The sequence below is a fragment of the Novosphingobium sp. CECT 9465 genome, from assembly GCF_920987055.1.
Taxonomy (GTDB): Bacteria; Pseudomonadota; Alphaproteobacteria; order Sphingomonadales; family Sphingomonadaceae; genus Novosphingobium.
On the sequence record NZ_CAKLBX010000001.1, the window covers coordinates 1701365 to 1726697 of the forward strand.

24 protein-coding genes and 4 tRNA genes are annotated in these 25333 nt (G+C 62.0%); 14 read left to right on the top strand and 14 right to left on the bottom strand.

Annotation, left to right across the window (positions count from 1 at the left end; all coding sequences use genetic code 11):
- Nucleotides 1–58: 58 nt before the first annotated feature.
- On the top strand, nt 59–379 hold the full coding sequence (trxA, locus tag LUA85_RS08270) for a thioredoxin (protein WP_231468668.1): 321 nt from the start codon (nt 59–61) through the stop codon (nt 377–379).
- 100 nt (nt 380–479) lie between these two features.
- On the opposite strand, the gene LUA85_RS08275 is transcribed toward trxA, so the two are convergent.
- The 3 genes from LUA85_RS08275 to argJ are packed head-to-tail and all read right to left on the bottom strand — an operon-like array spanning nt 480 to nt 3153.
- Entirely contained in the window at nt 480–1301 is an 822-nt protein-coding gene (locus LUA85_RS08275; RefSeq protein WP_231468670.1) for an inositol monophosphatase family protein, read from the bottom strand.
- A gap of 8 nt (nt 1302–1309) precedes the next feature.
- Nucleotides 1310–1915 (bottom strand): glutathione S-transferase family protein, encoded by a 606-nt coding sequence (locus LUA85_RS08280; protein ID WP_231468672.1) that lies wholly within the window; start codon nt 1913–1915, stop codon nt 1310–1312.
- A gap of 11 nt (nt 1916–1926) precedes the next feature.
- Nucleotides 1927–3153 carry a bifunctional glutamate N-acetyltransferase/amino-acid acetyltransferase ArgJ gene (gene argJ, locus LUA85_RS08285; protein ID WP_231468674.1) on the bottom strand — a complete coding sequence of 409 codons (1227 nt, stop codon included), beginning with the start codon at nt 3151–3153 and terminating at the stop codon, nt 1927–1929.
- Between the two features lie 109 nt (nt 3154–3262).
- Here argJ and LUA85_RS08290 point away from each other — a divergent pair, with 109 nt between their 5' ends.
- The 3 genes from LUA85_RS08290 (at nt 3263) to LUA85_RS08300 (ending at nt 6868) form a co-directional block, all read left to right on the top strand.
- Nucleotides 3263–3529, top strand: coding sequence for a hypothetical protein (locus tag LUA85_RS08290; RefSeq protein WP_231468676.1), 267 nt, complete (start codon nt 3263–3265; stop codon nt 3527–3529).
- Between the two features lie 103 nt (nt 3530–3632).
- On the top strand, nt 3633–6368 hold the full coding sequence (gene secA, locus LUA85_RS08295) for a preprotein translocase subunit SecA (protein WP_231468678.1): 2736 nt from the start codon (nt 3633–3635) through the stop codon (nt 6366–6368).
- Nucleotides 6369–6544: 176 nt separating this feature from the next.
- Nucleotides 6545–6868 carry a hypothetical protein gene (locus LUA85_RS08300; RefSeq protein ID WP_231468680.1) on the top strand — a complete coding sequence of 108 codons (324 nt, stop codon included), beginning with the start codon at nt 6545–6547 and terminating at the stop codon, nt 6866–6868.
- Nucleotides 6869–6931: 63 nt separating this feature from the next.
- Here LUA85_RS08300 and LUA85_RS08305 read toward each other — a convergent pair.
- Both LUA85_RS08305 and LUA85_RS08310 read right to left on the bottom strand, forming a co-directional pair.
- Nucleotides 6932–7006, bottom strand: a tRNA-Asn gene (locus LUA85_RS08305).
- Between the two features lie 79 nt (nt 7007–7085).
- Nucleotides 7086–7865 carry an NAD kinase gene (locus LUA85_RS08310; protein WP_231468682.1) on the bottom strand — a complete coding sequence of 260 codons (780 nt, stop codon included), beginning with the start codon at nt 7863–7865 and terminating at the stop codon, nt 7086–7088.
- A gap of 96 nt (nt 7866–7961) precedes the next feature.
- Between LUA85_RS08310 and LUA85_RS08315 the strand changes: the two genes are divergently transcribed.
- Nucleotides 7962–9299 (top strand): bifunctional diguanylate cyclase/phosphodiesterase, encoded by a 1338-nt coding sequence (locus LUA85_RS08315; RefSeq protein WP_231468684.1) that lies wholly within the window; start codon nt 7962–7964, stop codon nt 9297–9299.
- Here LUA85_RS08315 and mfd read toward each other — a convergent pair.
- The 3 genes from mfd to LUA85_RS08330 all read right to left on the bottom strand — a co-directional run bounded on the left by mfd (nt 9296) and on the right by LUA85_RS08330 (nt 13612).
- Complete coding sequence (gene mfd / locus LUA85_RS08320; RefSeq protein ID WP_231468686.1) at nt 9296–12790, bottom strand: transcription-repair coupling factor; 3495 nt, start codon at nt 12788–12790, stop codon at nt 9296–9298. The two genes, LUA85_RS08315 and mfd, sit on opposite strands and share 4 nt — an antisense overlap.
- A gap of 30 nt (nt 12791–12820) precedes the next feature.
- Nucleotides 12821–13102 carry a succinate dehydrogenase assembly factor 2 gene (locus tag LUA85_RS08325; protein WP_231468688.1) on the bottom strand — a complete coding sequence of 94 codons (282 nt, stop codon included), beginning with the start codon at nt 13100–13102 and terminating at the stop codon, nt 12821–12823.
- 105 nt (nt 13103–13207) lie between these two features.
- Nucleotides 13208–13612 carry a host attachment protein gene (locus LUA85_RS08330; protein ID WP_231468690.1) on the bottom strand — a complete coding sequence of 135 codons (405 nt, stop codon included), beginning with the start codon at nt 13610–13612 and terminating at the stop codon, nt 13208–13210.
- A 142-nt stretch (nt 13613–13754) separates the two neighbouring features.
- Between LUA85_RS08330 and recG the strand changes: the two genes are divergently transcribed.
- Nucleotides 13755–15812, top strand: coding sequence for an ATP-dependent DNA helicase RecG (recG, locus tag LUA85_RS08335; RefSeq protein ID WP_231471803.1), 2058 nt, complete (start codon nt 13755–13757; stop codon nt 15810–15812).
- 49 nt (nt 15813–15861) lie between these two features.
- On the opposite strand, the gene LUA85_RS08340 is transcribed toward recG, so the two are convergent.
- From LUA85_RS08340 to LUA85_RS08350, 3 genes are all read right to left on the bottom strand, one after another.
- Nucleotides 15862–16434, bottom strand: coding sequence for a hypothetical protein (locus LUA85_RS08340; protein ID WP_231468692.1), 573 nt, complete (start codon nt 16432–16434; stop codon nt 15862–15864).
- Between the two features lie 157 nt (nt 16435–16591).
- Nucleotides 16592–17101 carry a hemerythrin domain-containing protein gene (locus tag LUA85_RS08345; protein ID WP_231468694.1) on the bottom strand — a complete coding sequence of 170 codons (510 nt, stop codon included), beginning with the start codon at nt 17099–17101 and terminating at the stop codon, nt 16592–16594.
- 91 nt (nt 17102–17192) lie between these two features.
- Nucleotides 17193–17269, bottom strand: a tRNA-Pro gene (locus tag LUA85_RS08350).
- Between the two features lie 138 nt (nt 17270–17407).
- Here LUA85_RS08350 and thyA point away from each other — a divergent pair.
- The 5 genes from thyA (at nt 17408) to LUA85_RS08375 (ending at nt 22800) form a co-directional block, all read left to right on the top strand.
- Complete coding sequence (gene thyA, locus LUA85_RS08355; RefSeq protein WP_231468696.1) at nt 17408–18352, top strand: thymidylate synthase; 945 nt, start codon at nt 17408–17410, stop codon at nt 18350–18352.
- A gap of 129 nt (nt 18353–18481) precedes the next feature.
- On the top strand, nt 18482–19780 hold the full coding sequence (locus LUA85_RS08360) for a 3-methyl-2-oxobutanoate dehydrogenase (2-methylpropanoyl-transferring) subunit alpha (RefSeq protein ID WP_231468698.1): 1299 nt from the start codon (nt 18482–18484) through the stop codon (nt 19778–19780).
- Nucleotides 19780–20832 (top strand): alpha-ketoacid dehydrogenase subunit beta, encoded by a 1053-nt coding sequence (locus tag LUA85_RS08365; protein ID WP_231471804.1) that lies wholly within the window; start codon nt 19780–19782, stop codon nt 20830–20832. Before LUA85_RS08360 ends, LUA85_RS08365 begins: the two co-directional genes overlap by 1 nt.
- Before the next feature lie 4 nt (nt 20833–20836).
- The gene (locus LUA85_RS08370; RefSeq protein ID WP_231468701.1) at nt 20837–22192 is read left to right on the top strand and encodes a dihydrolipoamide acetyltransferase family protein; all 1356 of its coding nucleotides are present in this window, start codon (nt 20837–20839) and stop codon (nt 22190–22192) included.
- Nucleotides 22193–22245: 53 nt separating this feature from the next.
- The gene (locus LUA85_RS08375) at nt 22246–22800 is read left to right on the top strand and encodes a YdeI/OmpD-associated family protein (protein WP_231468704.1); all 555 of its coding nucleotides are present in this window, start codon (nt 22246–22248) and stop codon (nt 22798–22800) included.
- A 4-nt stretch (nt 22801–22804) separates the two neighbouring features.
- On the opposite strand, the gene LUA85_RS08380 is transcribed toward LUA85_RS08375, so the two are convergent.
- Nucleotides 22805–23275, bottom strand: a complete 471-nt coding sequence (locus tag LUA85_RS08380) for a hypothetical protein (protein WP_231468706.1) — start codon at nt 23273–23275, stop codon at nt 22805–22807.
- Between the two features lie 167 nt (nt 23276–23442).
- Here LUA85_RS08380 and LUA85_RS08385 point away from each other — a divergent pair.
- From LUA85_RS08385 to LUA85_RS08395, 3 genes are all read left to right on the top strand, one after another.
- Nucleotides 23443–23519 (top strand) — tRNA-Asp (locus tag LUA85_RS08385).
- A 116-nt stretch (nt 23520–23635) separates the two neighbouring features.
- Nucleotides 23636–24208 (top strand): DUF1993 family protein, encoded by a 573-nt coding sequence (locus LUA85_RS08390; RefSeq protein WP_231468708.1) that lies wholly within the window; start codon nt 23636–23638, stop codon nt 24206–24208.
- 126 nt (nt 24209–24334) lie between these two features.
- A tRNA-Asp gene (locus tag LUA85_RS08395) sits at nt 24335–24411 on the top strand.
- A 58-nt stretch (nt 24412–24469) separates the two neighbouring features.
- On the opposite strand, the gene LUA85_RS08400 is transcribed toward LUA85_RS08395, so the two are convergent.
- Together LUA85_RS08400 and LUA85_RS08405 are read right to left on the bottom strand one after the other, a co-directional pair.
- The gene (locus tag LUA85_RS08400) at nt 24470–24688 is read right to left on the bottom strand and encodes a DUF2842 domain-containing protein (protein WP_231468710.1); all 219 of its coding nucleotides are present in this window, start codon (nt 24686–24688) and stop codon (nt 24470–24472) included.
- On the bottom strand, nt 24685–25209 hold the full coding sequence (locus LUA85_RS08405) for a 5-formyltetrahydrofolate cyclo-ligase (protein ID WP_371823714.1): 525 nt from the start codon (nt 25207–25209) through the stop codon (nt 24685–24687). The genes LUA85_RS08400 and LUA85_RS08405 overlap by 4 nt, the downstream gene beginning before the upstream one ends.
- Between the last annotated feature and the right edge of the window lie 124 nt (nt 25210–25333).

The following is a 25333-nucleotide window of genomic DNA, read 5'->3' on the forward strand; positions in this document are numbered from 1 at the left end:
GGTTGTGCCGACGGCTGCGTTCCCTAGATTAGATGCAAATTGAGACAGGAGTCATTCGATGCCGACCAAAGCCGTAACCGACGCCAGCTTCGCCAGCGAAGTGCTGGGCAGCGACAAGCCCGTGCTGGTGGATTTCTGGGCCGACTGGTGCGGTCCGTGCAAGATGATCGCCCCGGCGCTTGAGGAAATTTCGGAAGAACTGGGTGATCGGGTCGGCATCGCCAAGGTCGATATCATGGAAAACCCTGGGGTTGCGACCCAGTTCGGTGTGCAGTCGATCCCGCTGATGATCCTGTTCAAGGATGGCAAGCCGGTTGCGCAGAAGCTGGGTGCCGCGCCCAAGAGCCAGCTCAAGGGCTGGCTGGAAAGCGTACTCTGACGCAATAACTTCATTGCGCCCCCGCGAAAGCGGGGGCCTGATGAGGACTGCGTGATCGCAGGTTGTGCAATGAGGTCCCCGCCTTCGCGGGGATGCGATGTCACGCTTGATCGGACGGTATCTGCGCCATTCGCCCGGCCAGTTCATCGAACAGGGCCGGACTGGCCGCGCCGATCAGGCCGGGTTCAAGATGCCGGTCCACGCGGAACGGCGTTCCATCCGGGCGTGCCGCTTTGCCGCCGGATTCATTGAGGAACAGCACGCCCGCCGCATGATCCCACGCATATGTCCGCTCGAATAGAGACACGTCGTTCACGCCAAGGCCGATGCGCGGATATTGTTCGGCGGCGCACCGTGGAATGTCGACCAGGGTATAGTGCGGGGCAATATGCTCCAGTAGGCTAACGCGCTTCGCTTGATCGACAAAAACCAGCGAAATGGCAGCAACAGGCTTGGCCTGCCCGCTGGTTCGCGCGGTGAAGCGATCGCCGTTCAGCCATGCGCCCTGGCCGCGATGCGCGGTACACAACCGGCCTGAGAGCGGATCGTAGATCCAGCCCGCCACCGTCTCGCCCTTTTCCGCCAGCGCCAGCAGGATGCCGAAGGGCGGTTTGCCCACGGCGTAGTTGTTGGTCCCGTCGAGCGGGTCGATGATCCAGCACAGCCGGTCCGACAGGCGTTCGAAGATAGCCGGATCGGCGTGGGCGGCTTCTTCGCCGACAATCGCCGCTTCGGGCAGGATTCTGGCCAGCCCTTCGGCCAGCATGATTTCACTTTCGGTATCGGCGATGGTCACCACATCGTCGGCAGCCTTGTCGGTGATGTCGACGGTATCGAGCCGTTGGTAATGCTTGAGCAGCGTCTTTTCCGCAGTGTCGCGCATCAGCGCGGCGACGGCAATGTCGAGGGCGGTTTCGGCCATGGTAATCCTCAGGTGAGCGGAATCATGACCTGGCTGCTATAGCCCGGCCGCGTCCGCAATTTGCCGTACCAGTTTTCGAGATGGGGTAGGAGCGGACGGTCGACAGGAATCGTGAAGTAGGTATGGGCATAGACACCCATCGGAATGTCCGCGATGCCAAATCGATCTCCTGACAACCACGGGCGGCGGGCCAGTTCAGCATCAAGAATGGCCATCATCGTGCTGGCTGCTTTGGCAGATTGTGCCACGCCTGGATTGCTGCCGTCCTTGCCTTTGCGCACACAGCCGAGAAACGCATCGCGCTGGGCATCGGCAAAGTGGAACTGCCAATCCATCCATTTATCGCCCGATGCGCGGATCGCGGGTTCATCGCTGCGGAATGCAGGGGCATAAGCGTCCGCAAGATAGCGCAAGATCGCGTTCGATTCCCACAACGAGAAAGCGCCATCCTCGATCATCGGAATCATGCGATTGGGATTCAGCGCAAGATATTCAGGAGTGTAGCCGAACTTGCCGCCGATATCCTTGCGTTCGAACGGCAGATCCATTTCGATCAGCGCCCATGCAACCTTTTTGACGTTGTGGGAGTTAAGGCGGCCCCAGAGCGTGATCATAGGAATAACCCCTAGCTGCGGTAATCCGCGTTGATCGAGATGTAGCCGTGCGTCAGATCGCAGGTCCACACCGTCGCGCTGCCATCGCCCAAGCCGAGATCGACTTCGATGGATATATCCCGGCCCTTGAGGTGCGCGGTAACGGGGGCTTCGTCATAATCTGCAAGCGGTTGTCCGTTGCGTGCGGCCCATGTCCCGCCAAAGCCGATGGACAGGCGATCGCGGTCTGCCGGTTCGCCCGCCTTGCCCACGGCCATGACCACGCGGCCCCAGTTGGCGTCCTCTCCGGCGATGGCGGTCTTTACCAGCGGCGAATTGGCGATGGCGAGACCGACCTTGCGCGCGCTTTCCTCCGAGACCGCACCTGAAACGCTGACGGCGATGAATTTCTGCGCGCCTTCGCCATCGCGCACGACAAGGTGGGCCAACTGGCGGCAGATATCGTGGAGCGCGGCGGCAAAGGCGTCGGCACCGGGACTGTCGAAGCCTGTTAGCGGCGCATTACCCGCCTTGCCGGTGGCGAAAGCCAGCACGGTGTCGCTGGTCGAGGTGTCGCTGTCGACCGTGATGCATGAGAAGGTGCGCTGATTGGTGGCCGACAGGCATTCCTGCAGGAACGCGGGGCTGACGGTGGCATCCGTGAACACATAGCCCAGCATCGTCGCCATATCGGGCGCGATCATGCCGCTGCCCTTGATGATTGCGCTGAAGCTGACGCGCGTGTCACCGATCATGGCCGAGGCGGTTGCCCCCTTGGCGAAAGTATCGGTCGTGCCGATGGTGCGCGCGGCGTCCTCCCACGAGCATGGCTCGGCTTGCAACGCCGCCTCGATGCCCGCGCGGGCCTTGTCCTTGGGCAGGGGAACCCCGATCACGCCGGTAGAGGAGACGAAGACCTGCTCCTTGGCGCAGCCGATGTGAGTGGAAACCTGCTCCATGATCTGCTCGACCGCCTCGCGTCCGCGATACCCGGTAAAAGCGTTGGAATTGCCGGCGTTGACCACGAGGGCGCGGGCCTTGCCTTGCACGATATTCTGGCGGCCCAGCTCGACTTCGGACGAGCAGCACACATTGCGCGTGAACACGCCCGCAACGGTCGTTCCCTCGACCAGTTCTACATAAGTCAGGTCGCAACGCCCCCAGTCCTTGTATCCCGCGCGCGCGATATGCGGCGTGACGCCCGCAATGGCGGGCATGGCGGGGAAGGGGGTGGCGAGCGGCGAGATGGCTTCGGACATGGGACAAGCGCCTAGCGCGGGTGAGAGCGGGGTTCAACTGCTCCGGGAGCGCGAGAGGATGTGTTTTCAAGATGGACGAAACGCGCTGGAGTGCCTATCTGTTGCGGTAATGCGCATTCTGCTCGCTCTCCTGGCCATGATCACAGGCCTTTCCCTGCCTCAGGCGGCGTTTGCCGTCTCGCGCACGGAAATTGCGGATTCGGGCGTGACGGTTGGCGCCACGGCCTCTGCCCAGAAGCGACAGCAGCGCTGCGCGGAACGGGGTGGCGCGGTTCCGCAAAAGCGCACCAGCACCCGCCGAAAGACGGTGTGGCTGCCCGCTCCGGCCATGGGTCGGCCCTGCGACATTGAATTGAGCGACCGCGCGCGCGAATAGCCGCACGTCCGTCTGCCATATCCCGGCAAGTTTCTTGCCACGCCCGGCGCGCTGATGGCGCGCCGTTTTGCACCACCATAGATTCGACAGGATTGTTCCGCTCATGTTCGGTTCCATCGCCAAGGCGCTTTTTGGTTCTTCCAACGACCGTTACGTTAAATCACTCGACAAGATCGTGCGCCAGATTGCCGCTTTCGAGCCGCATCTTCAGGGCCTTTCGGACGAGGAACTGGCGGCGCAGACGCCCAAGTTCCGGCAGATGCTGGCTGAGGGCAAGACGCTCGACGATATCCTGCCCGAAGCCTTTGCCACGGTGCGCGAGGCGTCAGTCCGTACCTTGGGCCTGCGCCACTTCGACGTGCAGATGATCGGCGGCATCGTGCTCCATCGCGGCGAAATCGCCGAAATGCGGACGGGTGAGGGCAAGACGCTGGTGGCGACGCTGGCGGTCTATCTCAACGCGCTGGAACGCAAGGGCGTTCACGTTGTGACGGTGAACGATTACCTCGCCCGCCGCGATGCCGAAACGATGGGTGTGCTTTACAAGTTTCTTGGGCTGACTGTGGGCGTGATCGTGCCCAACCTCAACGAGGAGCAGCGCCGCGCGGCTTACGAGAGCGACATCACTTACGCTACCAACAACGAATTGGGCTTCGATTACCTGCGCGACAACATGAAGCACTCGCGCGACCAGATGGTGCATGTGCCGTTCAATTTCGCGATCGTGGACGAAGTCGATTCGATCCTGATCGACGAAGCGCGCACCCCGCTGATCATTTCCGGGCCGACCGACGACAAGAGCGACCTTTATCTGTCGGTCGACGCGGTGGTGAAGACGATCAGCCCCGATCTTTATGAGGCTGACGAGAAGACCAAGAACATCACGCTGACCGAAGATGGCGTGGAATGGGTCGAGCGCGCGCTGGAGGACGCCGGGCTGCTGGTCGGTTCGAATCTCTATGATGTCGAGAACACGATGGTCGTCCATCACCTCGATCAGGCGCTGAAGGCGAATGTCATGTTCAAGCGGGACATCGACTACATCGTCAAGGACGACAAGATCATCATCATCGACGAGTTCACCGGGCGAATGATGGATGGCCGGCGCTGGTCGAACGGATTGCACCAGGCGGTCGAAGCCAAGGAAGGCATGCGGATCGAGCCTGAGAACCAGACGATGGCCTCGATCACGTTCCAGAACTACTTCCGCATGTATCCCAAGATTTCGGGCATGACCGGCACGGCTGCGACCGAGGCGCCCGAATTTTTCGACATCTACAAGATGAACGTCGTCTCGATCCCGACCAACGTGCCGGTGCTGCGCATCGATGACGAGGACGAGTTCTACAAGAACACGATGGACAAGTTCCAGGCCATCGCCAAGCTGATCCGCGAAAAGCACGAGATCGGCCAGCCGGTGCTGGTGGGTACGGTTTCCATCGAGAAATCCGAATTGCTGTCCGAATTCCTGACCAAGGAAGGCGTGACGCACAACGTGCTCAATGCGCGATTCCACGAGATGGAAGCCCATATCGTCGCACAGGCCGGCCGCCTTGGCGCGGTGACCATCGCCACCAACATGGCCGGGCGCGGCACAGACATCCAGCTTGGGGGCAACATCGATTTCCGCATCGACGATGAATTGCGCGATATGCCCGACGGGCCGGAGCGCGAAGCCGCGATTGCCAAGATCCGCGCCGAAGTGGCCGAAGACAAGCGCAAGGTGCTGGAAGCGGGCGGGCTGTGCGTGATCGGCACCGAACGGCATGAAAGCCGCCGTATCGACAACCAGTTGCGCGGGCGTTCGGGCCGTCAGGGCGATCCGGGCATGAGCAAGTTCTACCTCTGCCTTGAGGACGACCTGCTGCGCATTTTCGGACCGGACACGCTATTTGCCAAGATGATGAATTCAAACCTTGCCGATGGCGAGGCGATCGGGTCCAAGTGGCTGTCGAAGGCCATCGAAACCGCGCAGAAGAAGGTCGAGGCGCGCAATTACGACATCCGCAAGCAGGTTGTCGAATACGACGACGTGATGAACGACCAGCGCAAGGTCATCTACGAACAGCGCGCCGACATCATGGATGCCGATGCGGTGGCCGATGTGGTGGTGGATATGCGTCACGATACGGTCAACGCCATCGTCGGCGATGCCTGCCCGCCGGGATCGTACCCGGAACAGTGGGATGTGGAAGCGCTGAAGGCACGGGTGCGCGACGTTCTCGGCCTCGAAATCCCGTTGCAGGATTGGCTTGAAGAAGAAGCGATCGAGCCTGACATCATCGAAGAGCGCATCCAGACGCTGGCCGATGGTCACATGGACACGAAGATCACCGAGGTTGATGCCGCTGCATGGCGCGGCCTTGAAAAGTCGATTCTGCTCGAACGGCTCGACCATCACTGGAAGGAACATCTCGCCACGCTAGACGCGCTGCGTCAGGTGGTATTCCTGCGCGCCTATGCGCAGAAAACGCCGATCAATGAATACAAGCAGGAAGCATTCGGCCTGTTCGAGAAGATGCTCGACGCGATCCGCGAGGACGTGACGCGCATCTTGATGACCAGCGAGATTCGCATGCGCTCTGCCGATGAATTTCAGCTGCCCGAACTGCCGGACTTCCTGACCAGCCATATCGATCCATTTACCGGCGAGAACGACGCCCTGCCGCCGGCACCGGCCCCGGCGATGTTTGGCGCCCTGCCGCCCCAGGCTGGCGGTTCGCTGACCATGGAAGCTGCTGCTGCCGATCCTTTCGCCGGGCAGGGGATCAGCCGCAATGCGCCGTGCCCTTGCGGATCGGGACAGAAGTACAAGCACTGTCATGGTGTTGCTGCCTGATATTCCGGCGGTTGCGCGTTTGCATTCGATGGCGGCGCGGGGTGATCTCCGCGCCGCTTTTGCATCGGTGTTAGGTAGGAACACGCAGGCGGCCACTATCACGCCCTGCCGGGCTGAATTTGCTGGTTAACGCACCGTCCTTTTCTTCAGGACCAGTACGGTACCGGAGACGGACGATGTGGCTTGATCGCGACGCAAACAATGCCGTGCAGCAGTGGCAATCCGCCAACCCGATGGCGCCAATTCGCGCCGCATACCGTCGGGGCATCCTGCGCGCCAAGGTTAACGTACACGAGCTTTCCTGTTCCTTTGCCACGATCGATTGCATGGACAGCCCGCCCGTCGGCACAATGGTCTGGCTGACATTGCCCGGCCTTGAAGCACGCCGCGCCGTGATCGAGATTTGCGAAAGTTTCCGCGCGTTTGTGCGCTTTGCCGAACCGTTTCATCCGGCAGTGCTGGACGCGGTGATGAACGGCACGATCATCCGCTATCACTGACGGGAGCTGCAACGCAAAAAGGCCGCATTACGGCGACCTTTGCACTTTCCCGATGGAAAGAAATGGCTCCCTGAGTAGGATTCGAACCTACGACCAAGTGATTAACAGTCACCTACTCTACCGCTGAGCTATCAGGGAGCAGCCTCGGTTGCCCAAGGCAGGGCCGTGCTAATAACAGCCGTTTCCGGTTTGGCAAGCACCTGTTTCCAAAAAATCCTCAGACCATGAACTGTTCCGCGAAGATGCGGTCTTCAAGGCTTTGGCCGCGATCGAACATCAGGGTAAGGCGGTGTTCGGGCCAGGCCTTTACCCGCACCTCGCTGACATCGCGCACCTCCTTCTGGTCGGCAACGACGAGCACGGGGCGCTTGACCGATTCCAGCGCCTTGAACACGATCTCATAAGTATCCGGCAGGATCGCACCTCGCCAGCGCCGGGGACGAAACGGGCTGATCGGGGTCAAGGCCAGCATGTTTGAAGAAAGGGGAAGGATCGGGCCATTGGCCGAGAGGTTGTAGGCAGTGGAGCCAGCCGGTGTTGCTACCAGCACACCGTCACAGGCAAGTTCGGGCATGCGTACCTTGCCATTGACGCTGACTTCAAGCTTCGCCGTCTGGCGCGTCTCACGCAGCAGCGATACCTCGTTGATGGCGCAGACAGAGTGCACTTCACCCGCGTTGGTGGTGGCGGTCATCCTGAGCGGCGATATGGCGATCTGCGTGGCCTTTGACAGCCGTTCCTCGATCGATCGGCTGGAACGATATTTGTTCATCAGGAACCCGACCGAGCCGAGGTTGAGACCGAATGCAGGAATGATGTGATCGATATCGATCATGGCATGAAGCGTCTGCAACATGAAGCCGTCACCCCCGACGACGACCGCCACGTCGGCATCTTCGAGCGCGACCCATTCGCGGCTGTTGCGCAAGCCTTCACATGCTTCCTGCGCGCGATCGGTGGGCGAGGCGAGCAAGGCCATGCGGGAAAAATCAGGCATTGTCGGTCAGGCCCCCGGTAACTTGTGCGCATGAGATATGAGCCGCAGGGGGCGGGCGCAATGCGCAAAAGGAATGGACCGCAATCCGACTGTCCGGTGACAGACACGCTTTGGCAAGAGTTGCCACGCTATAGCGCGCCGATGGTGCACCCTGTTCCTTCATCCCGCAACACCGGCGGACCGCGCGACCGGTTGACCGGACTTCCCGGAGCGAGCGATGCCTTGGCCTGGCTCGACAACGCCGGGACGGGCGGGTTCGTCCATGCCATGCTGGTGGGATTGCATCGCTTTCAGTCGGTCAACCTTGCTTATGGGCAGACGGGGGGCGATCTGGCGCTGACCGAGATTGCCCGCCGCATAAGGGATTGCGTGGCCGATGAACTCGGTGGCGAGGCCCTGATCGCGCGGGTTGGCGGCGGCGAGTTCCTTGTCGCCAGCACAGGCGCCATGAGCCGCGAACGCTGGCAGTGGCTGGCCGAAGCGCTGGCGCGCACCGTTGCCAGGGCACTGCCCTTGCGTGGCGAGGTGCTGCACCTTTCGCCCCGCACAGCACTGCTCCGCGGGCAGCCGGGCGAGGGTGGCGCGGCGCTTCTGGACCGGCTTGATCAGGCGCTGTCATCGTTGCAGCAGCAGCGCGGGCGGCGGCTACTGTGGGCCGATGGTTCGCATCGGGCACGCGGGCGAAGCGCAGCGCGGCTTGAAGCGGACCTGATCGGCGCAATGGCGCGCGACGAGATCGGGCTGGTATTCCAGCCGCAATATGACGTGGCTTCGGGGGCACTGGCCGGTGCCGAAGCGCTGGCGCGATGGGATCATCCGCAACTCGGCCGGATTGGCGCGGAAACGCTGTTCGCGATTGCCGAACGCGGCGATCATGTTGCGCAACTTTCCCGCCATATTGCGCGGCGGGCATTGGCGATTGCATCGGGTTGGCAACTGCCGTTGGCGCTTTCTCTGAATGTGACGGCGGAGGATCTGGGGGATGAAAATTTTGCCAGCGACATTCAAGCGATCCTGACCGCAACCGCGTTTGCACCGGACTTGCTTACCTTGGAAGTTACCGAACATGCGCTGGTCGCAGACTTCACCCGGTCGGCGCAGGCATTGGGCGAACTGGCATCCATCGGAGTGCGAATTGCGCTGGATGATTTCGGCACCGGCTATGCCAACTTCCAGACGCTCAAAGCGCTGCCGATCGATACGCTCAAACTCGACGCATCACTGGCGCGGGACATCGATCATGACGCGCGCGATCGGGCGATCCTGCGCGCCATTGTCGCCATGGCACGTGCGCTTGGCCAGAAGGTCGTTGTCGAAGGTATTGAACGCGAAACCCAGCTTGCCGTTCTGGCCCAGGAGGGCTGCGATACGTTCCAGGGCTTCCTGCGCGCTGGACCTCTCCCTGCCGAAGCGATTGCAGCAATGCCGCGCTAGGCGGCCTTGCGCGCGCGCCGGGCGATGGCTGAGAGGCCCTTGGTCATCTGCACAAGACCATTGAGTCGGCCTTCCGGGGTGCCCCATGCGCGGGTAATGACCAGCTTGTTGTCAGGCCGCAGCTTGGCGATACCGTTCAACCGCTCGACATAGCCGATCAGGCCCATTGGATCGGGGAACGTGTCCTTGTGGAAGCTGACGAGCGCACCCTTGGCACCCACATCGATCTTGGCGATGTTGGCTTCTATCGCCTGACGCTTGATCTCGATCAGGCGGAGCAGGTTCTGCGTGGGTTGTGGCAACGGACCGAAGCGGTCGATCATCTCGGCGGCAAGCGCTTCGACCGCATCGGGGCCTTCGGCGTCGCTCATCCGGCGGTATAGCGCCATGCGGACGGCCAGATCCGGGACGTAGTTTTCAGGGATCATGATCGGTGCATCGACCGTGATTTGCGGGCTGAGCGCATCGCGTTCGCGCGCCAGGCTGATATCACCTGCCTTGGCCGCAAGGATCGCATCTTCCAGCATCGACTGGTAAAGTTCGAAGCCGACTTCCTTGATGTGGCCCGATTGTTCATCGCCCAGCAGGTTGCCCGCACCGCGCAGGTCGAGATCATGGCTGGCAAGCTGGAAGCCCGCGCCAAGGCTGTCGAGATCGCCCAGCACCTTCAGCCGCTTTTCGGCGACTTCGGACAGCGCCATGTTTTCAGAATGGGTAAGGTAGGCGTAGGCGCGAATCTTGCCGCGCCCCACGCGTCCGCGAAGCTGGTACAACTGGGCAAGGCCGAAGCGGTCTGCACGGTGGATGACGATGGTGTTGGCCGAAGGAATGTCGATGCCGCTTTCCACGATGGTGGTGGAGAGCAGGACTTCGTACTTCTTTTCATAGAACGCGCCCATCCGATCCTCGACCTCGGTCGGGCTCATCTGGCCGTGCGCGGTTACGAAGCGGACTTCGGGTACGTTCAGCCGCAACCATTCTTCCAGATCGGCCATGTCCGAAATGCGCGGCACGATGATGAAGCTCTGCCCGCCGCGTTGATGTTCGCGCAGCAAGGCCTCGCGCATGACCATGTCATCCCACGGCATGACATATGTGCGCGTGGCGAGGCGATCGACCGGCGGCGTCTGGATCGTGGACAATTCGCGCAGGCCCGACATGGCCATCTGCAACGTGCGCGGGATCGGCGTGGCGGTAAGCGTCAGGACGTGGACATCGGCCTTCAGTTCCTTGAGCTTTTCCTTGTGCGTGACGCCGAAGCGTTGTTCCTCGTCAACGATGACAAGGCCAAGGCGCTTGAACTCGATCGATTTCGACAGCAGCGCATGCGTGCCGATGACGATATCGACCGTGCCATTGGCAAGGCCCACTTTCGTCTCCGCCGCTTCCTTTGCGGGCACGAGGCGGGACAGGCGGCCGATTTCGAGCGGGAAGCCGTTGAAGCGTTCTACGAAGTTGGTGAAGTGCTGGCGCGCAAGCAGCGTGGTGGGGGCAACGACCGCGACCTGCATCCCGGCCATCGCTGCCACGAATGCGGCGCGCAGGGCCACTTCGGTCTTGCCGAATCCGACATCGCCGCAGACCAGGCGGTCCATCGGCTTGCCGCCCGCCATATCGTTCAACACATCGTCGATGGCGCGTTCCTGATCGTCGGTTTCGTCCCACGGGAAACGATCGACGAAGGGACCGTAGCTGGTGGGATCGGCGGCCAGCACTGCACCTTCGCGCAGTGCGCGGTGCGCGGCCGTGGCCATGAGCTGGCCCGCCATTTCAAGGATGCGTTCGCGCATCCGCGCCTTGCGGCGCTGCCAAGCTTCGCCGCCCAGCTTGTCCAGCCCGACGCCTTCGCTGTCCGAGCCGTAGCGTGACAGGACGTCGAGATTTTCGACCGGGATGTAAAGCTTGTCACCGCCTGAATATTCGAGCTGGACGCAATCGTGCGGGCTGTCGCCCACCGCGATGGCCTCAAGCCCGATATAGCGGCCGATGCCGTGGTCCATGTGGACGACGAGATCGCCGGGGGTGAGCGCCGAGAGTTCGGCAAGGAACGCGTCGGCGTCCTTGCGCTTTTTCTTGCGGCGAACGAGGCGGTCGCCAAGAATATCCTGCTCGGTCAGCAGTTCCAGTTCGGCGTTGGCAAAACCCTGTTCGAGCGGAAGCACGACGGCGACGGGCTTGCCACCGGCTGCAAGGCCAAGCGCTTCCTGCCATGTATCGGCCATGATCGGCGCGGATTTGCCGGCTTCTGCCAGCAGCGAGGCAAGGCGCGAGCGCGAGCCGGTGCTGTAGGCCGCGATGATCGGCTTGAGGCCGCGCGTACCGAGCGCCGCAATGTATTTTGCAGCGGCTTCGTAGATATTCGTGCCGCCGCTGGTGGCAGCGGCCCGTTCTGGCGTGAAATCGTGAGCCGAGGTGAAGGCGAAGTCGATGACTTGCGCGGATTCTGGTTCAGCGAACAGCGTGGTGCGGTGAACCGGCCAGCCCAGCAGCGCGCGGTCGATTTCGTCGCGCGTCAGATAAAGCGCGTTTTCGGCAAGCGGGCGGTAGCTTCCGGGGGCCTTGGAGGAACTGTCGAGCCGCGACTGGTGGTAATCGACGATATCGGCGATGCGCTGTTCGGTGGCTTTGGCTGCCGATGCGTCGATCACGACAAGGTCGTCTGCGGTCAGGTGATCGAACAGCGTAACGAGGCGGTCTTCGAACAGGGGAAGCCAGTGCTCCATCCCGGCCAGGCGGCGGCCTTCGCTGATCGCCTGATACAGAGGATCGCCGGTAGCGTTGGCGCCGAACTGTTCACGATAGCGGCTGCGGAAACGCTTGATGCTGTCTTCGTCGAGCAGGGCTTCGCTGGCGGGGAGCAGCAGATGTGTATCGACCGGCTGCACCGAACGCTGCGTGTTCGGATCGAACAGGCGCATGGTTTCGAGTTCGTCGCCGAAGAAATCGAGGCGAAGTCCGTGATCCAGCCCGGATGGGTAGATATCGAACACCGATCCGCGCACGGCATATTCGCCTGCGTCGACCACCGTATCGGTGCGCGAATAGCCCTGCCGCTGGAGCAGCGCGATCAGGCTCTCCCGGCCGATTTCCGCGCCCGGCGTCAACAGGCGCGTGGATTCGCGGATGCGGAACGGGGTGAGAACGCGCTGGAGCACCGCATTGATCGTGGTGACCAGCAGTTGCGGCCCGGCGCGCTTGTGCTGCAACTTTTGCAAGGCGGCAAGGCGGCGCGCGCTGACCGAAAGCGCCGGAGAAGCGCGGTCGAACGGCAGGCAATCCCACGCAGGAAAATCGATGACTTCGAGATCGGGCGCGAAAAACGCAGCGCTATCGGCAATCGCGCGCATCGCGGCGTCATCGGGCGCGATGAACACCGCGCGGCCCTTCGCAGTGCGGGCAAGGTCTGCCAGCACCAGTGGCTGTGCCCCGCGCGCGACCGAAGACAGGGTGAGCGGCGTCGTGGCCGAAAGAATGCGGTTCAGATCGGGCATGATGGCTGGTTCAACGCGCGAATTGGCAATTCAGCGCGGGATCACGACGTAATCGAGCTTGCGCATCTCGTCCATCATGGCCCCGGCGTATTTTTCGGGAACCGCCTGGGTTCCGAGCGCCCAGGCCATGATCTCGACATCGTCCTCGTCGATCAGTTCTTCGAACCATGCAACTTGCGCAGGCGTCCACTGCGCATGGAAACGGTCGAAGAAACAGCCGATCATGTAGTCCGCTTCGCGGGTGCCACGGTGCCAAGCGCGAAAGTGCAATCGGCGCAAGGCGGCGGGGTCAATCGGAGCAGCATCAGTCATGCTTGGCCGTTAGGCGTTTATCCTCTTTGAAACAAGCATGCGAAAAGGCATCCCGGTGCCCGTCCTTCCCCGCACCGGGATGCCCCTCACCAGCGTTGCGATCGACTATTTGGCGCGCAGCGCGGCGAGGATCTGGGCAGGCTGCCGGTCCATGAAGTCCTTCGCCAGTTCACCGATCACGGCTTGCTGCACGGCCTTGCTGTAATGGTGGCGCAATTCGCCCAATGTGCGTGGCGGAGCGATCACGACCAGCTTTTCGATCTTGTGCGCCTGCACTTGGCGATTCAACCAATCGCCGACCGCCGCCGCATGGGCATCTTCATCGCGCTGATGGCCCGAAGGGTTGGCCGAACTGACCTGATGGCGGCCGCCTGAGCTGTGATTGGTTTCTGCAAGTTGCGGCGTTGGCAGCACGGCAAGGTCAGGTTCCGCTTCGGTGCCGCCGTTGCGCAGAATCTGCCAGTCCTCACCGTCGACAAGGGCGATGACGGCGCCATGGGGGATCAACATCGTATCAGACTCCTGTTTGTGTTCTGGCCGAACGATTGAAGCGCCGACTTGGGACCATCTTCCATGCGCTGGGTCAAAATTGGCGTGAATTTCCCGATCCGTGCCATTGGCGAAGGCGGGTTGTTCCGCCTATGTCCGCGCGATGCGTCCCGATGTGCTCAATCCGCTGTTCGCCGAATCCGGCAGCCTCAAAGGCGTGGGGCCGGGCCTTGCGCGGCCACTGGAAAAGCTGGGGCTGACACGGGTCAAGGACCTTGCCTATCATCTGCCCGACCGCTTCGTGATCCGACGTTCCGTGGGCAATCTGGACGAAGCGGGCCTTGGCGAACAGATAGTGGTCGCGCTTACCCCGCGCGAATACAAGCAGGCGGCCGGACGCGGGCCGTTCCGGGTGATGGCCGAAGATGCGGTGGGCAATTACGTGGCGCTGACCTATTTCGGGCGGGCGGCCTATACCGGCAAGAAGCAGCTTCCGCTGGGTGAAAAGCGCTGGGTGACAGGCAGGCTCGACCAGTTCGGCCAGACCTGGCAGATGGTCCATCCCGATCATGTCAGCGATGATAGTGCAGGGCTGCTGGGGCAATTGAACGAGCCGGTCTATCCCTTGTCCGAAGGGCTGACGCAGGGGCGTTTGCAAGGGCTGGTGCAGCAGGCGCTGGGCAGCTTGCCGGAACTGCCCGAATGGATCGAGCCGGGTCTGCTGGCGAAAATGGATTGGCCGCGCTGGCATGAGGCGCTGCCGCTGGCGCACAAGGCCCAGCACGCTGCCGCGCGTGACCGATTGGCCTACGATGAATTGCTGGCAAACAGCCTTGCATTGATGCTGGTGCGCGAAAGCAACCGCAGCAGGCAGGGCACACCACTGCATGGGGACGGGCGGATACGGGCGAAGCTGAACCTCCCGTTCGCGCTGACCGGGGCGCAAGCCCGCTCGATTGCCGAAATCGAAGGCGATGTGGTGCAAGGCGCGCCGATGTTGCGCCTGCTTCAGGGCGATGTGGGATCAGGCAAGACCGCTGTGGCGCTTCACGCGATGTTGATCGCGGTGGAGGCAGGCGGGCAGGCGGCGTTGCTTGCGCCCACGGAAATCCTGGCCCGGCAGCATGCCGATACATTCGCGCGGATGGCAGCGGGAACGGGCGTGAATATCGCGCTGCTGACCGGACGCGACAAGGGCCGCGCGCGTGAATCGATTCTGATGGGACTGATCGACGGCAGCATCGACATCTGTGTTGGCACTCACGCCATTTTTCAGGACACGGTAGCCTATCGCAACCTGACACTGGTGGTGATTGATGAGCAGCACCGCTTCGGCGTGGGCCAGCGCCTGATGTTGAGCCAGAAGGCGCGGCGCACACCCCATTGCCTGGCGATGACCGCCACGCCGATCCCGCGCACCCTGACGCTGGCCCAATATGGCGAGATGGACGTGTCGCGGCTCGACGAGATGCCGCCGGGGCGCCAGGCCATCGACACGCGGGTTATCGCTCTCGAACGGATCGGCGATGTTGTGGAAGGGGTGGGGCGGCACATCGCCAGGGGCGCGCAGGCCTATTGGGTCTGCCCGATGGTGCGTGAGCTGGAAACCGAGGATATTGCCGCCGTCGAAGCCCGCCACGCCGCCCTGAAAGAGCGGTTCGGCGATACCGTGGTGATGGTCCACGGCCAGATGCGCCCGGAGGCCAAGGACGCGGCGATGGAGCAGTTCGCGCGGGGCGATGCGAAGCTGCTGGTGGCGACGACCGTGATCGAGGTCGGGGTCGATGTGCCCAATGCCACGCTGATGGTGATCGAGCAGGCGGAAAGGTTCGGCCTTGCCCAGTTGCACCAGCTGCGCGGCCGGGTGGGGCGAGGCAGCCAGCAATCGACATGCCTGCTACTGCGCGGTGAGGCGCTGTCCGAAACAGGGCGCGAGCGACTGGCGCTGATGCGCGAAACGCAGGACGGGTTTCGTTTGGCCGAGGAAGATTTGCGGTTGCGCGGTGGCGGCGAACTGCTCGGCACCCGGCAGTCCGGCGATACGCCGTTCAAGGTGGCCGATTTCGAACAGATCGCAAGGCTGCTGCCGCTGGCCCATGACGATGCGCGCTTGCTTATGGAGCGTGATGGCGGCCTGTCATCCCCGCGGGGCGAGGCCGCCCGGTTGTTGCTTTATCTTTTCGAACGCGATTGGGGCGTCCAGCTGTTGCGCGGAGGGTAAGGGGCGGCGCGAAAAGGGGGGCAAAACGCGCCACCCGCTCCCTGACAGATTACTTGCTGGACGATGGCGTGGATGCGCTCTTGGTCGCATCGGCGAACTGTTGCGCCGTCATGCCGATCATCAGGCCACTGTCGCCCTTCGCAACCGAGGTCTTCGGCAGCTTCACGCGGGTTTTACCGGTGTCGAGAATGAAGTCGGTTTCGCTGACTTCAGCGATCTTGCCCAGGACAGTGGTGCCGTCTGACGCGTGTACCGGCGCATCCACCACGATGGCAGCGGCCAGCGCGGCGGCACCGTCTGCCAAAGCCTTTTCAGCGGCGGCATCAAGTTCAACGCGGGTCAAGCCGAGAACTGGCCCCTTCGGACCCGTGCCGAGCGCGGTCAGCGCCAGAGTTGCGGTGTTCTTGCCGGTGTCGATCACGAAGTTGGGCGCAGCAACGCTCTTTACCCTGCCCACTTCGGCCCCGCTCGCGTCGTAGACGGTAGCTCCAACGGCCACTTCCGTTGTTGCAGCAGCAGTTGCCGGTGCGGCGGCGGTAGCAGCATCCTGCGCCGATGCGCTGACGCTCATCAGGGCGAGAGGTGCAGCGAAAGCCGCAAGGGTAGCGATTGTCTTTTTCATCGTGTCATTCCTCGTAATTGAACGGTGCATGACAGGACAATGGGGTGGCGCTTTGCGGGCGGCACCCCCTGTTGCGTTGAATCCATTGATTTTTAGGATCGTTTGAAGATGAAAAACGGTTTGTCAGCATGTCTTGCACGGTTCGTCGCACGGCTGTTCAAGTGCTTTGTGCGGCATCGACGAAGTTCATGTCCCAATCGGGAAGATCATCTTTCGCAAGCTGTGCCCGCAGCTCGTCTTCACGCTTCGTCATGGCGTCAAGCATGGCGACGAGATCGATATCGGCCCTGCGCGCCTGATCGAACACGCCCTTGCCGTCCTGTTCTTCTTCCTTGTGATGGTGTTCCATCTGTTCGCCAAGGACCTGCACCTTGGGACCGAACGAATCGTCGTCGGTATCGGCTGAAAGAATGTCGTTGATCAGGAACTTGCCGGCATCATGCTCGACAAGACCTTCGGTGATCTTGTCGTCGTCACCCTTGCCGCGCAGCGCCGGATAGAAGAACTCCTCCTCCAGCGTCATGTGAATCTTGACGAGGTTGGCGGCGTGAATGCCAAGACGGCGCTTGTCGGCACCGCTGGCCTTGTCCACCTTTTCGAACAGGCTTTCGATGCGGTCGTGATCGGCTTCAAGCTTGGCGACGGCGTCTTTGTAAGTATGGGCCATGGTGCGCTCCGGGAAAAGGGTTCCCGGCCAGAAACCGCGAAGGCCGCCGACGTTCCCGTCAGCGGCCTATAAGCCTTATCAAAGGCTGAATTGGTCGGGGAAAGAGGATTCGAACCTCCGGCCCCTGCCTCCCGAAGACAGTGCTCTACCAGGCTGAGCTATTCCCCGACCGATCAGCTGCCGGTCTCCCGGCTGCAAGGCAGGCGCGCCCTATACGGGGCGGTTCCGGGGCTGGCAAGCGGGTCAAAGCAAGTTTTTTCATGGCCCGCTTTGCGCCGCGGCGCGCGCGCAGATAGAAGCGCTGCGATGTCCAGTGCTACCGATTCCGCCCGCCATTACGAATGGCAATATCTCGACCTCATGCGCCGGATATGGGAACAGGGGGATGAACGGATCGACCGGACGGGCGTGGGCACACGATCGATTTTCGGTGCGCAATTGCGCTTCGATCTGTCCGGTGGGCGCATGCCGCTGCTGACGACGAAACGCGTGTTCTGGAAAACCGCGACGCGCGAATTCCTGTGGTTCCTGACCGGCGATACCAACATTCGCGATCTGTGCGCGCAAGGCGTACAGATCTGGACCGACTGGCCGCTGGACAAGTATCGCAAGGCGAGTGGCGACGCCATCACCCGTGAAGCGTTTTCCGCGCGGATCGTGGCGGACGATGCCTTTGCGCGCGAATGGGGCGATCTTGGCCCGGTCTATGGCAAGCAATGGACCGATTGGCCTGTCTATGAACCGGCGGGCGGCGGGCTTTTCAGGCAACGCCCGGCTGGCGTCAATCAGGTGGCCGAAGTCGTGGAATCGCTGCGCGTCAATCCGGGGAGCCGCCGACACATCGTCGAGGGGTGGAACGTGGCCGAGATCGGCCAGATGGCGCTGCCACCGTGTCACAAGACATACCAGTTTCACGTAAGCGGCAACCGGCTGAACGGATTGCTGTATCAACGCAGCTGCGACGTGGCGCTGGGCCTGCCGTTCAACTTGTGGGGTGGCGCGCTGTTCCTGCGGCTTCTGGCGCAGCAATGCGATCTTGAACCGGGGGAACTGGTGTGGATGGGTGGCGACACGCACCTTTATCTGAACCACGCGGAACTGGTCGAAGCGCAACTTGCGCGGGAACCCGAAGGCGATCCGCGGCTTGCCATCCTGCGCCGCCCCGATAGTATCTTTGGCTACCGGATCGAGGATTTCGAAGTGACTGGATATGCACCGCAAGGGCATTTGAGCGCCCCCGTGGCCGTCTGATCAATCTTGATTGACTCGTAAAGGCGCGTGAAATAAAATAACACACGTCTAAAATATTGCCTCGTTGCGGCATTGGCTTATGCTGGACCAATCGGCGCGGGAGAGTCAACGGATGCAGGCGTTCCAGTCATGACGAGTGACGCTTTCGCAGGCAGGGCGCGCGGCAATCTGCCGCCGCTGTCGCTGCACGTGCCTGAGCCGAAATTCCGGCCCGGCGACACAGTGGATTATTCGCATATTGCGATTCCGCCCGCCGGAGCACAGCCCCGGCCGGACGAGCAATGTGCGGCGGCCGAAACACATGCGCTCTGTCTCGACATGGTGCGGGTGCTGGATGAAGATAACCTTGCGGTAGGTCCCTGGGATCCAAGGCTTGATGCCGAAACGCTGCGCCGGATGCTGCGCACGATGGCGCTGACCCGCGCCTTCGATGACCGGATGTATCGCGGGCAACGTCAAGGCAAGACCAGCTTCTACATGAAATGCACCGGCGAGGAGGCGACCTCGGTCGCGCCTGCCATGGCACTGGCGCATGATGACATGGTGTTCCCAAGCTATCGCCAGCAAGGCATCCTCATTTCGCGCGGGTATCCCCTGGTCGAGATGATCAACCAGATATATTCGAACCGCGCCGACAAGTTGAAAGGCCGCCAGTTGCCGATCATGTATTCGGCACGCGAAGCCTCGTTCTTCACGATCAGCGGCAACCTTGCCACGCAATATCCGCAGGCCGTGGGCTGGGCGATGGCCAGCGCGATCAAGGGCGACACCCGGATTTCCGCTACGTGGATCGGCGAGGGATCGACCGCCGAGGGGGACTTTCATTCGGCAATGACCTTTGCCGCCGTCTACAACGCGCCGGTCATCTTCAACGTCGTCAACAACCAGTGGGCGATTTCCAGCTTTTCGGGCTTTGCCGGGGCTGAGCGCACGACCTTTGCCGCGCGCGCCATCGGTTATGGCATTGCCGGAATCCGGGTTGATGGCAACGATCCGCTGGCAGTCTACGCCGCGACCGAATGGGCCGCCAACCGCGCGCGCTCCAATGCCGGCCCCACGTTGATCGAACACTTCACCTACCGCGCCGAAGGGCATTCCACCTCGGACGATCCGGGCCAGTACCGTTCCGCCCATGAACGTGAGGAATGGCCGCTGGGCGATCCGATCAACCGCCTCAAGAAGCATCTGATCGCGCTGGGTGAATGGTCCGAAGAACGGCACGAAGCGATGGATCGAGAACTGGTGGACGAAGTGAAGGCCGCGACCAGGGAGGCCGAGAAGAACGGCATTCTTGGCCACGGTCTGCACCACCCGTTCCACACCATGTTCGAGGACGTGTTCGAGGAACTGCCGTGGCATCTCAAGGAGCAGAGCGAGCAGGCGATCCGCGAGCGCCGGATCAAGTGGCCCGAATGGAAAGAGTCATGATGGTGGAAGAAGCTCCGGTGAGCCTGGCCGATGCGCCGACCCGCCGCCTCAACATGATCGAGGCGATCAACGACGCGCTCGACATCATGATGGAGCGCGATCCCAATGTCGTCGTGATGGGCGAGGACGTCGGATATTTCGGGGGGGTGTTCCGCGCGACGGCCGGCTTGCAGAAGAAGCATGGCAAGACGCGTGTGTTCGACACGCCTATCAGCGAGTGCGGGATCATCGGGGTGGCTGTCGGCATGGGGGCGTACGGGCTGCGTCCCGTGCCCGAAATCCAGTTTGCCGACTATATCTATCCGGGGCTGGATCAGCTTGTTTCCGAGGCTGCGCGGCTGCGGTATCGCTCGGCGGGTGAATTCATTGCGCCGATGACGGTGCGCTCACCATTCGGCGGGGGCATTTTCGGAGGGCAGACGCACAGCCAAAGCCCGGAGGCGCTGTTCACACATGTTTCGGGGATCAAGACAGTGATCCCCTCGACGCCGCATGATGCCAAAGGCCTGCTGATCGCGGCGATCGAGGACAACGATCCCGTGATCTTTTTCGAGCCGAAGCGAATCTACAACGGGCCGTTCAACGGCTATTACGACAAGCCGGTCGAGCCATGGGCAAAGCATGCCGACAGCGTCGTGCCCGAAGGATATTACTCGATACCGCTGGGCAAGGCGCGTATCGTGCGGCCCGGACAGGCTTTCACCGTGCTGGCCTATGGCACCATGGTCCATGTCGCCGCGGCGGTCTGCGCTGAAAAGGGTGTGGATGCGGAAATCATCGATTTGCGCTCGCTGGTGCCACTGGACATCGAGACTGTGGAAAAGTCGGTGGAAAAAACCGGCAAATGCCTGATCGTCCACGAAGCCACACGGACATGCGGCTTCGGGGCAGAACTCTCCGCGCTGGTGCAGGAACGCTGCTTCTATCACCTCGAAGCCCCGATAGAACGGGTGACCGGTTTCGATACGCCTTATCCTCACAGCCTCGAATGGGCCTATTTCCCCGGCCCGGTCCGCATCGGCGAGGCCATCGACCGTCTGATGAAAGCCTGAAGCCATGGCAACTTACACATTCCGCCTGCCCGATATCGGTGAAGGCATTGCCGAGGCCGAGATCGTGGCCTGGCACGTCAATGTGGGCGACCGGATCGAGGAAGACGGCCGGGTGGCCGACATGATGACCGACAAGGCCACGGTCGAGATGGAAAGCCCTGTGACGGGCACGGTCGTCTCGGTCGCGGGCGAGGTGGGCGATGTTATCGCCATCGGTTCGGCGCTGGTGGTGATCGAGACCGCGGGGGAAGGGGAGGCTGAGGCGCCTGCGCCCAAGGCTGAAGTCATGGCTGAGCGCATCGAGGCTGAGAATCCTGACGCTGGCGATGTGGCAAAGATCGAGGCTGCGGCTCCCAGGCTCACGCCAGACCCGGTCGTGTCGCAGGAAGTCGAGACACCGCGCGCTCCGCCGACCCAAAGCGTGTCCGCCCATCCCAGCAAGAGTGTCTCGCCTTCGCTCGACACGAACGGGGGCGGTGCAAGGGGCGCGAAGGTTCTGGCGAGTCCCGCCGTTCGTCAGCGCGCGAAGGATCTGGGGATCGATCTGAGCGAGGTACGGCCATCAGACGAAGGTCGCATCCGCCACGCCGATCTGGACCAGTTCCTTTCTTACAATGCACAGGGCGGTTACCGCTCGGCAGGCGCAGAGCGCGGCGATGAGGTGATCAAGGTCATCGGGATGCGCCGCCGCATTGCGGAGAACATGGCGGCGTCCAAGCGCAACATCCCGCATTTCTCCTATGTCGAGGAGTGTGATGTAACCGCGCTGGAAGCCATGCGCGCGCAGCTGAACGCCAATCGCGGGGAGAAGCCGAAGCTGACCCTCTTGCCGCTGCTGATCACCGCGACCTGCCGGGCGCTGCCGCAATTTCCGATGATCAATGCCCGCTATGATGACGAGGCTGGTGTGGTCACGCGGTACGGCGCGGTGCATCTGGGAATGGCGGCGCAGACCCCTGCAGGACTGATGGTGCCGGTAATCCGCAATGCCCAGTCCCTGAACCTGTGGCAATTGGCGCGCGAGATAGCCCGACTGGCCGACGCTGCCCGTAACGGTAGCGCCAGGTCCGACGAATTGTCCGGTTCGACGTTGACGGTGACGTCGCTGGGACCGTTGGGGGGCGTCGCAACGACGCCGGTCATCAACCGCCCGGAAGTCGCGATCATCGGGCCGAACCGTATTGTGGAGCGTCCGATGTTCGTGCCCGACGGGATGGGCGGGGAGCGGATCGAGAAGCGCAAGCTGATGAATATCTCGATCAGTTGCGATCACCGCGTCGTTGACGGTCATGATGCGGCCAGCTTTGTTCAGGCGGTTAAGATGCTGATCGAAACGCCGGTACTGTTGCTGGCCGATTGATTCGTCAGGATCGGAGGCGGAGGTAGCCATGGCCAAGCTTGACCCGCGCATCGGTGACTATAGCCAAGGCAGGGGCATTCGCACAACCGATCCTTTCGCATTTCCGTGCGCTGGTGCATCGGACTGTCCCCGGCTGCGAAGAGGCGATCAAGTGGGGCATGCCGCATTTCACTCTGGGCGGGCGCAATCTGGCGGGAATGGCCGCGTTCAAAAAGCATGTTTCGATCTTTTTCCATCATGACGAGCAGCCCGGCGGGACCGGCAAGTTCCGCAAGATTGCATCGATCCAGGAACTTGCCGACGATTCGGTGATCGAGGAGCGCTTGCGCGCGGCGGTGGAGCGCTTGTCGTTGCCGCCTGCCGCAAGGACGACAAAGGCAGCAGCAGCGCCGAAGCCTGTGCCGGAAATTCCTGCGGCGTTCGCAGCGGCGTTGGGCGCAGCATCGTTGACCGAGCGTTTTGCCGCAATGCCACCCGGTTATCGGCGGGAATACATCGAATGGATCGTCGATGCGAAGACCGAGGTGACGCGCGACAAGCGCATCGTTCAAGCCGTCGCATGGATTGGCGAAGGCAAGCACCGCAACTGGAAGTACCGGAAGTGCTGATCGATCAGCGCACCACCCCGCGATAGGTCAACTGCCCACTGCCGCGCAGGGCAATTTCGCCCGGAACGCGCCAGCGCAGATGCGTGACGTCCTCAGGCGTTGCGGATCGGAGCGATCCGTCACGGTCACGCAGGCGCATCGTTTCGATGTTGCCCCACGTGCGCCCGCCATCGACAGATACCTCTTCGGTGCCATCCATGCTGCGCTGGAATGCCACTGCGCGCGGCATCGGGTTGGTCACGGTAAATTCCTGGCCACGCAGCGCCGTCCAGTTGACGACGAATATCACACGGTCACCAGGGTTGAGGCGGTCGGCGCGGGCAAGGATTCGGCTGGTGCCGCCGCCCGGTGCCGTCACGAACTTCTCGACGAAGACGTCGCTGGCAAAGCGCACCGGCGCGGCTGCATGCGCCGCCATCGGCGTACAGACAGCCGCCGCGCTGGTCGCACCCAATGCGATCGATCTGGCAATCATTGCGGCCCCCGTCGTGCGCAAACTGCGCGCATACAGGCTTTGTCACAGACAGGCTAAAACGTGGTTAACGGGCCGAAACCACGTTTTTCCGTATCGATGGGAATTGCTTCACGAACAGCGTTGACAGCCCGCCGAAGCTGCCATAGAGGCGGCGCTCCCAAGGGTGAGCGGGTGTAGCTCAGTTGGTTAGAGTATCGGCCTGTCACGCCGAGGGTCGCGGGTTCAAGTCCCGTCACTCGCGCCATTGGGAAGATAAAAAAGGCGCCTGCGGGCGCCTTTTTCTTTGGTGGTTTCATCGCGTTGTAAATGTATTCACGCATGGGCAGGATCTGCTCCCGTCCTTGCACAGCGAGGTCCGTCATGACGCCAGCGAAACTTCTTGTTCCGACATATGTGCAGTTGTTGAATGCCCTGTCGGGCTGGTTGGGCAAGGCTCAGGCGCAACTGTCTGCGGATGAGGCCGAAGCGCTTCTATCTGCGCGCCTTGCGCCGGACATGTTTCCGCTCTCCACCCAGATTCGGTTCGCTTGCGTTCAGGCGCAGGAGGGGATGGCCCGGCTGCAAGGCATGGGCTTTCCTGCTTCGATCGATGTCCTTCTGGATGAAGGGCGCAATGGGGGGACGCACCCCGGAACCATGGCTGACGCGCAGGACAGGATCAATCAGACTGTGGCGCTGGTGCAGGCTGCTGAATCAGACCAGTTTGATAATGATGGGGAAAGACCGATCGAGCATAGCCTGCCGAACGGGATGATTTTCGATCTCACGGCGGAAACTTACGCGCGGGACTGGACGCTCCCGCAATTCTATTTCCATGTGATGACCGCTTACGCCATTCTGCGCAGCGAAGGGATCAATCTGGGCAAGGCAGACTATGTCAGCCACATGTTCGCATATTTGCGCCCCGGCACCCTGCCTTCGCAACAGGACTGATGCCGAGCGATTTGCCTGCGCGGTTGTGCATGCTTCCGGTCGACGGTGGAATCGTGGATTTTCCTGCGCCGGGTATGTTGACAGCCCCGCGCGCCTGCCATAGATGCGCGGCTCCCCAAGGGGCGAGCGGGTGTAGCTCAGTTGGTTAGAGTATCGGCCTGTCACGCCGAGGGTCGCGGGTTCAAGTCCCGTCACTCGCGCCACCTTGGGGAATTTTCCCTTTCATCGCAATACCTGCCACCATTCCAATAGGCGGATGGATCATCCCCAGCGGCCGGTTTCCATCCAGATCAGGAAGCCCCGCAGCGGCAGCAGCCAGATGACGCCGAGCACGATATACGCGATGGTCTGCAACAGCACATGCCACTGGCCGATGATCGGCGATGCGGCGGCAATGGCAACCGCATAAAGCGTCAGCGCACACAACAACGCGATTATGCCCACGGGCTTGCGCCAGGTCGGCTTGTAGTCGTGCTTCATGCTGCGATCTCCCAAGGGCCATAGATTCGCGTTGGCGTTATCACGGCATGGAGCGGTCGATCGTGCGCCTCGCGCGGCAGATCGGCAATCATCTGGCAATCCCAGGCAAGACCGATGGGCAGGACGGAAGGATTTTCAGCCAGCCAGCGATCGTAGTGACCGCCGCCCTGGCCAAGTCGGTCACCGTTGGGCGTGAAGCCGACGAGCGGCACGAACAGCACATCGGGGACCAGTTCGGGCGCATCCGCTTCGGGTTGGGAAATGCGCTGCCACGGTCCGGGGGCCAGCATCTCCTCGACCCATGGCGACCCCCATTCCCGGAAGGTCATCGGAGAATCGCGGTCGGCGAACCACGGCAGCGCAATTCTGTGCCCCGCTTCGTGGAAATGGCGCGCATAGGCTGTGGCGGGCGCTTCACCCGGTCCGGCGAGATACACGCCGATGGTGGCTCCTTCAGGCACCAACGCCTTGACGGGGGAGGGGGGCTGTCTGAACATCAAAGCCCGAAAACGCGGGTCCATTGCGATAACGTGGGCATTGCGCTTCGCCCTGAGGTCTTTGCGCAGCGCTGATTTCGGGTCCACGCGATGCTCCGCAGCGGTTGTAAAGAGGGGGGTGACGGGCCCACCATGGGTCGTTAGCTCG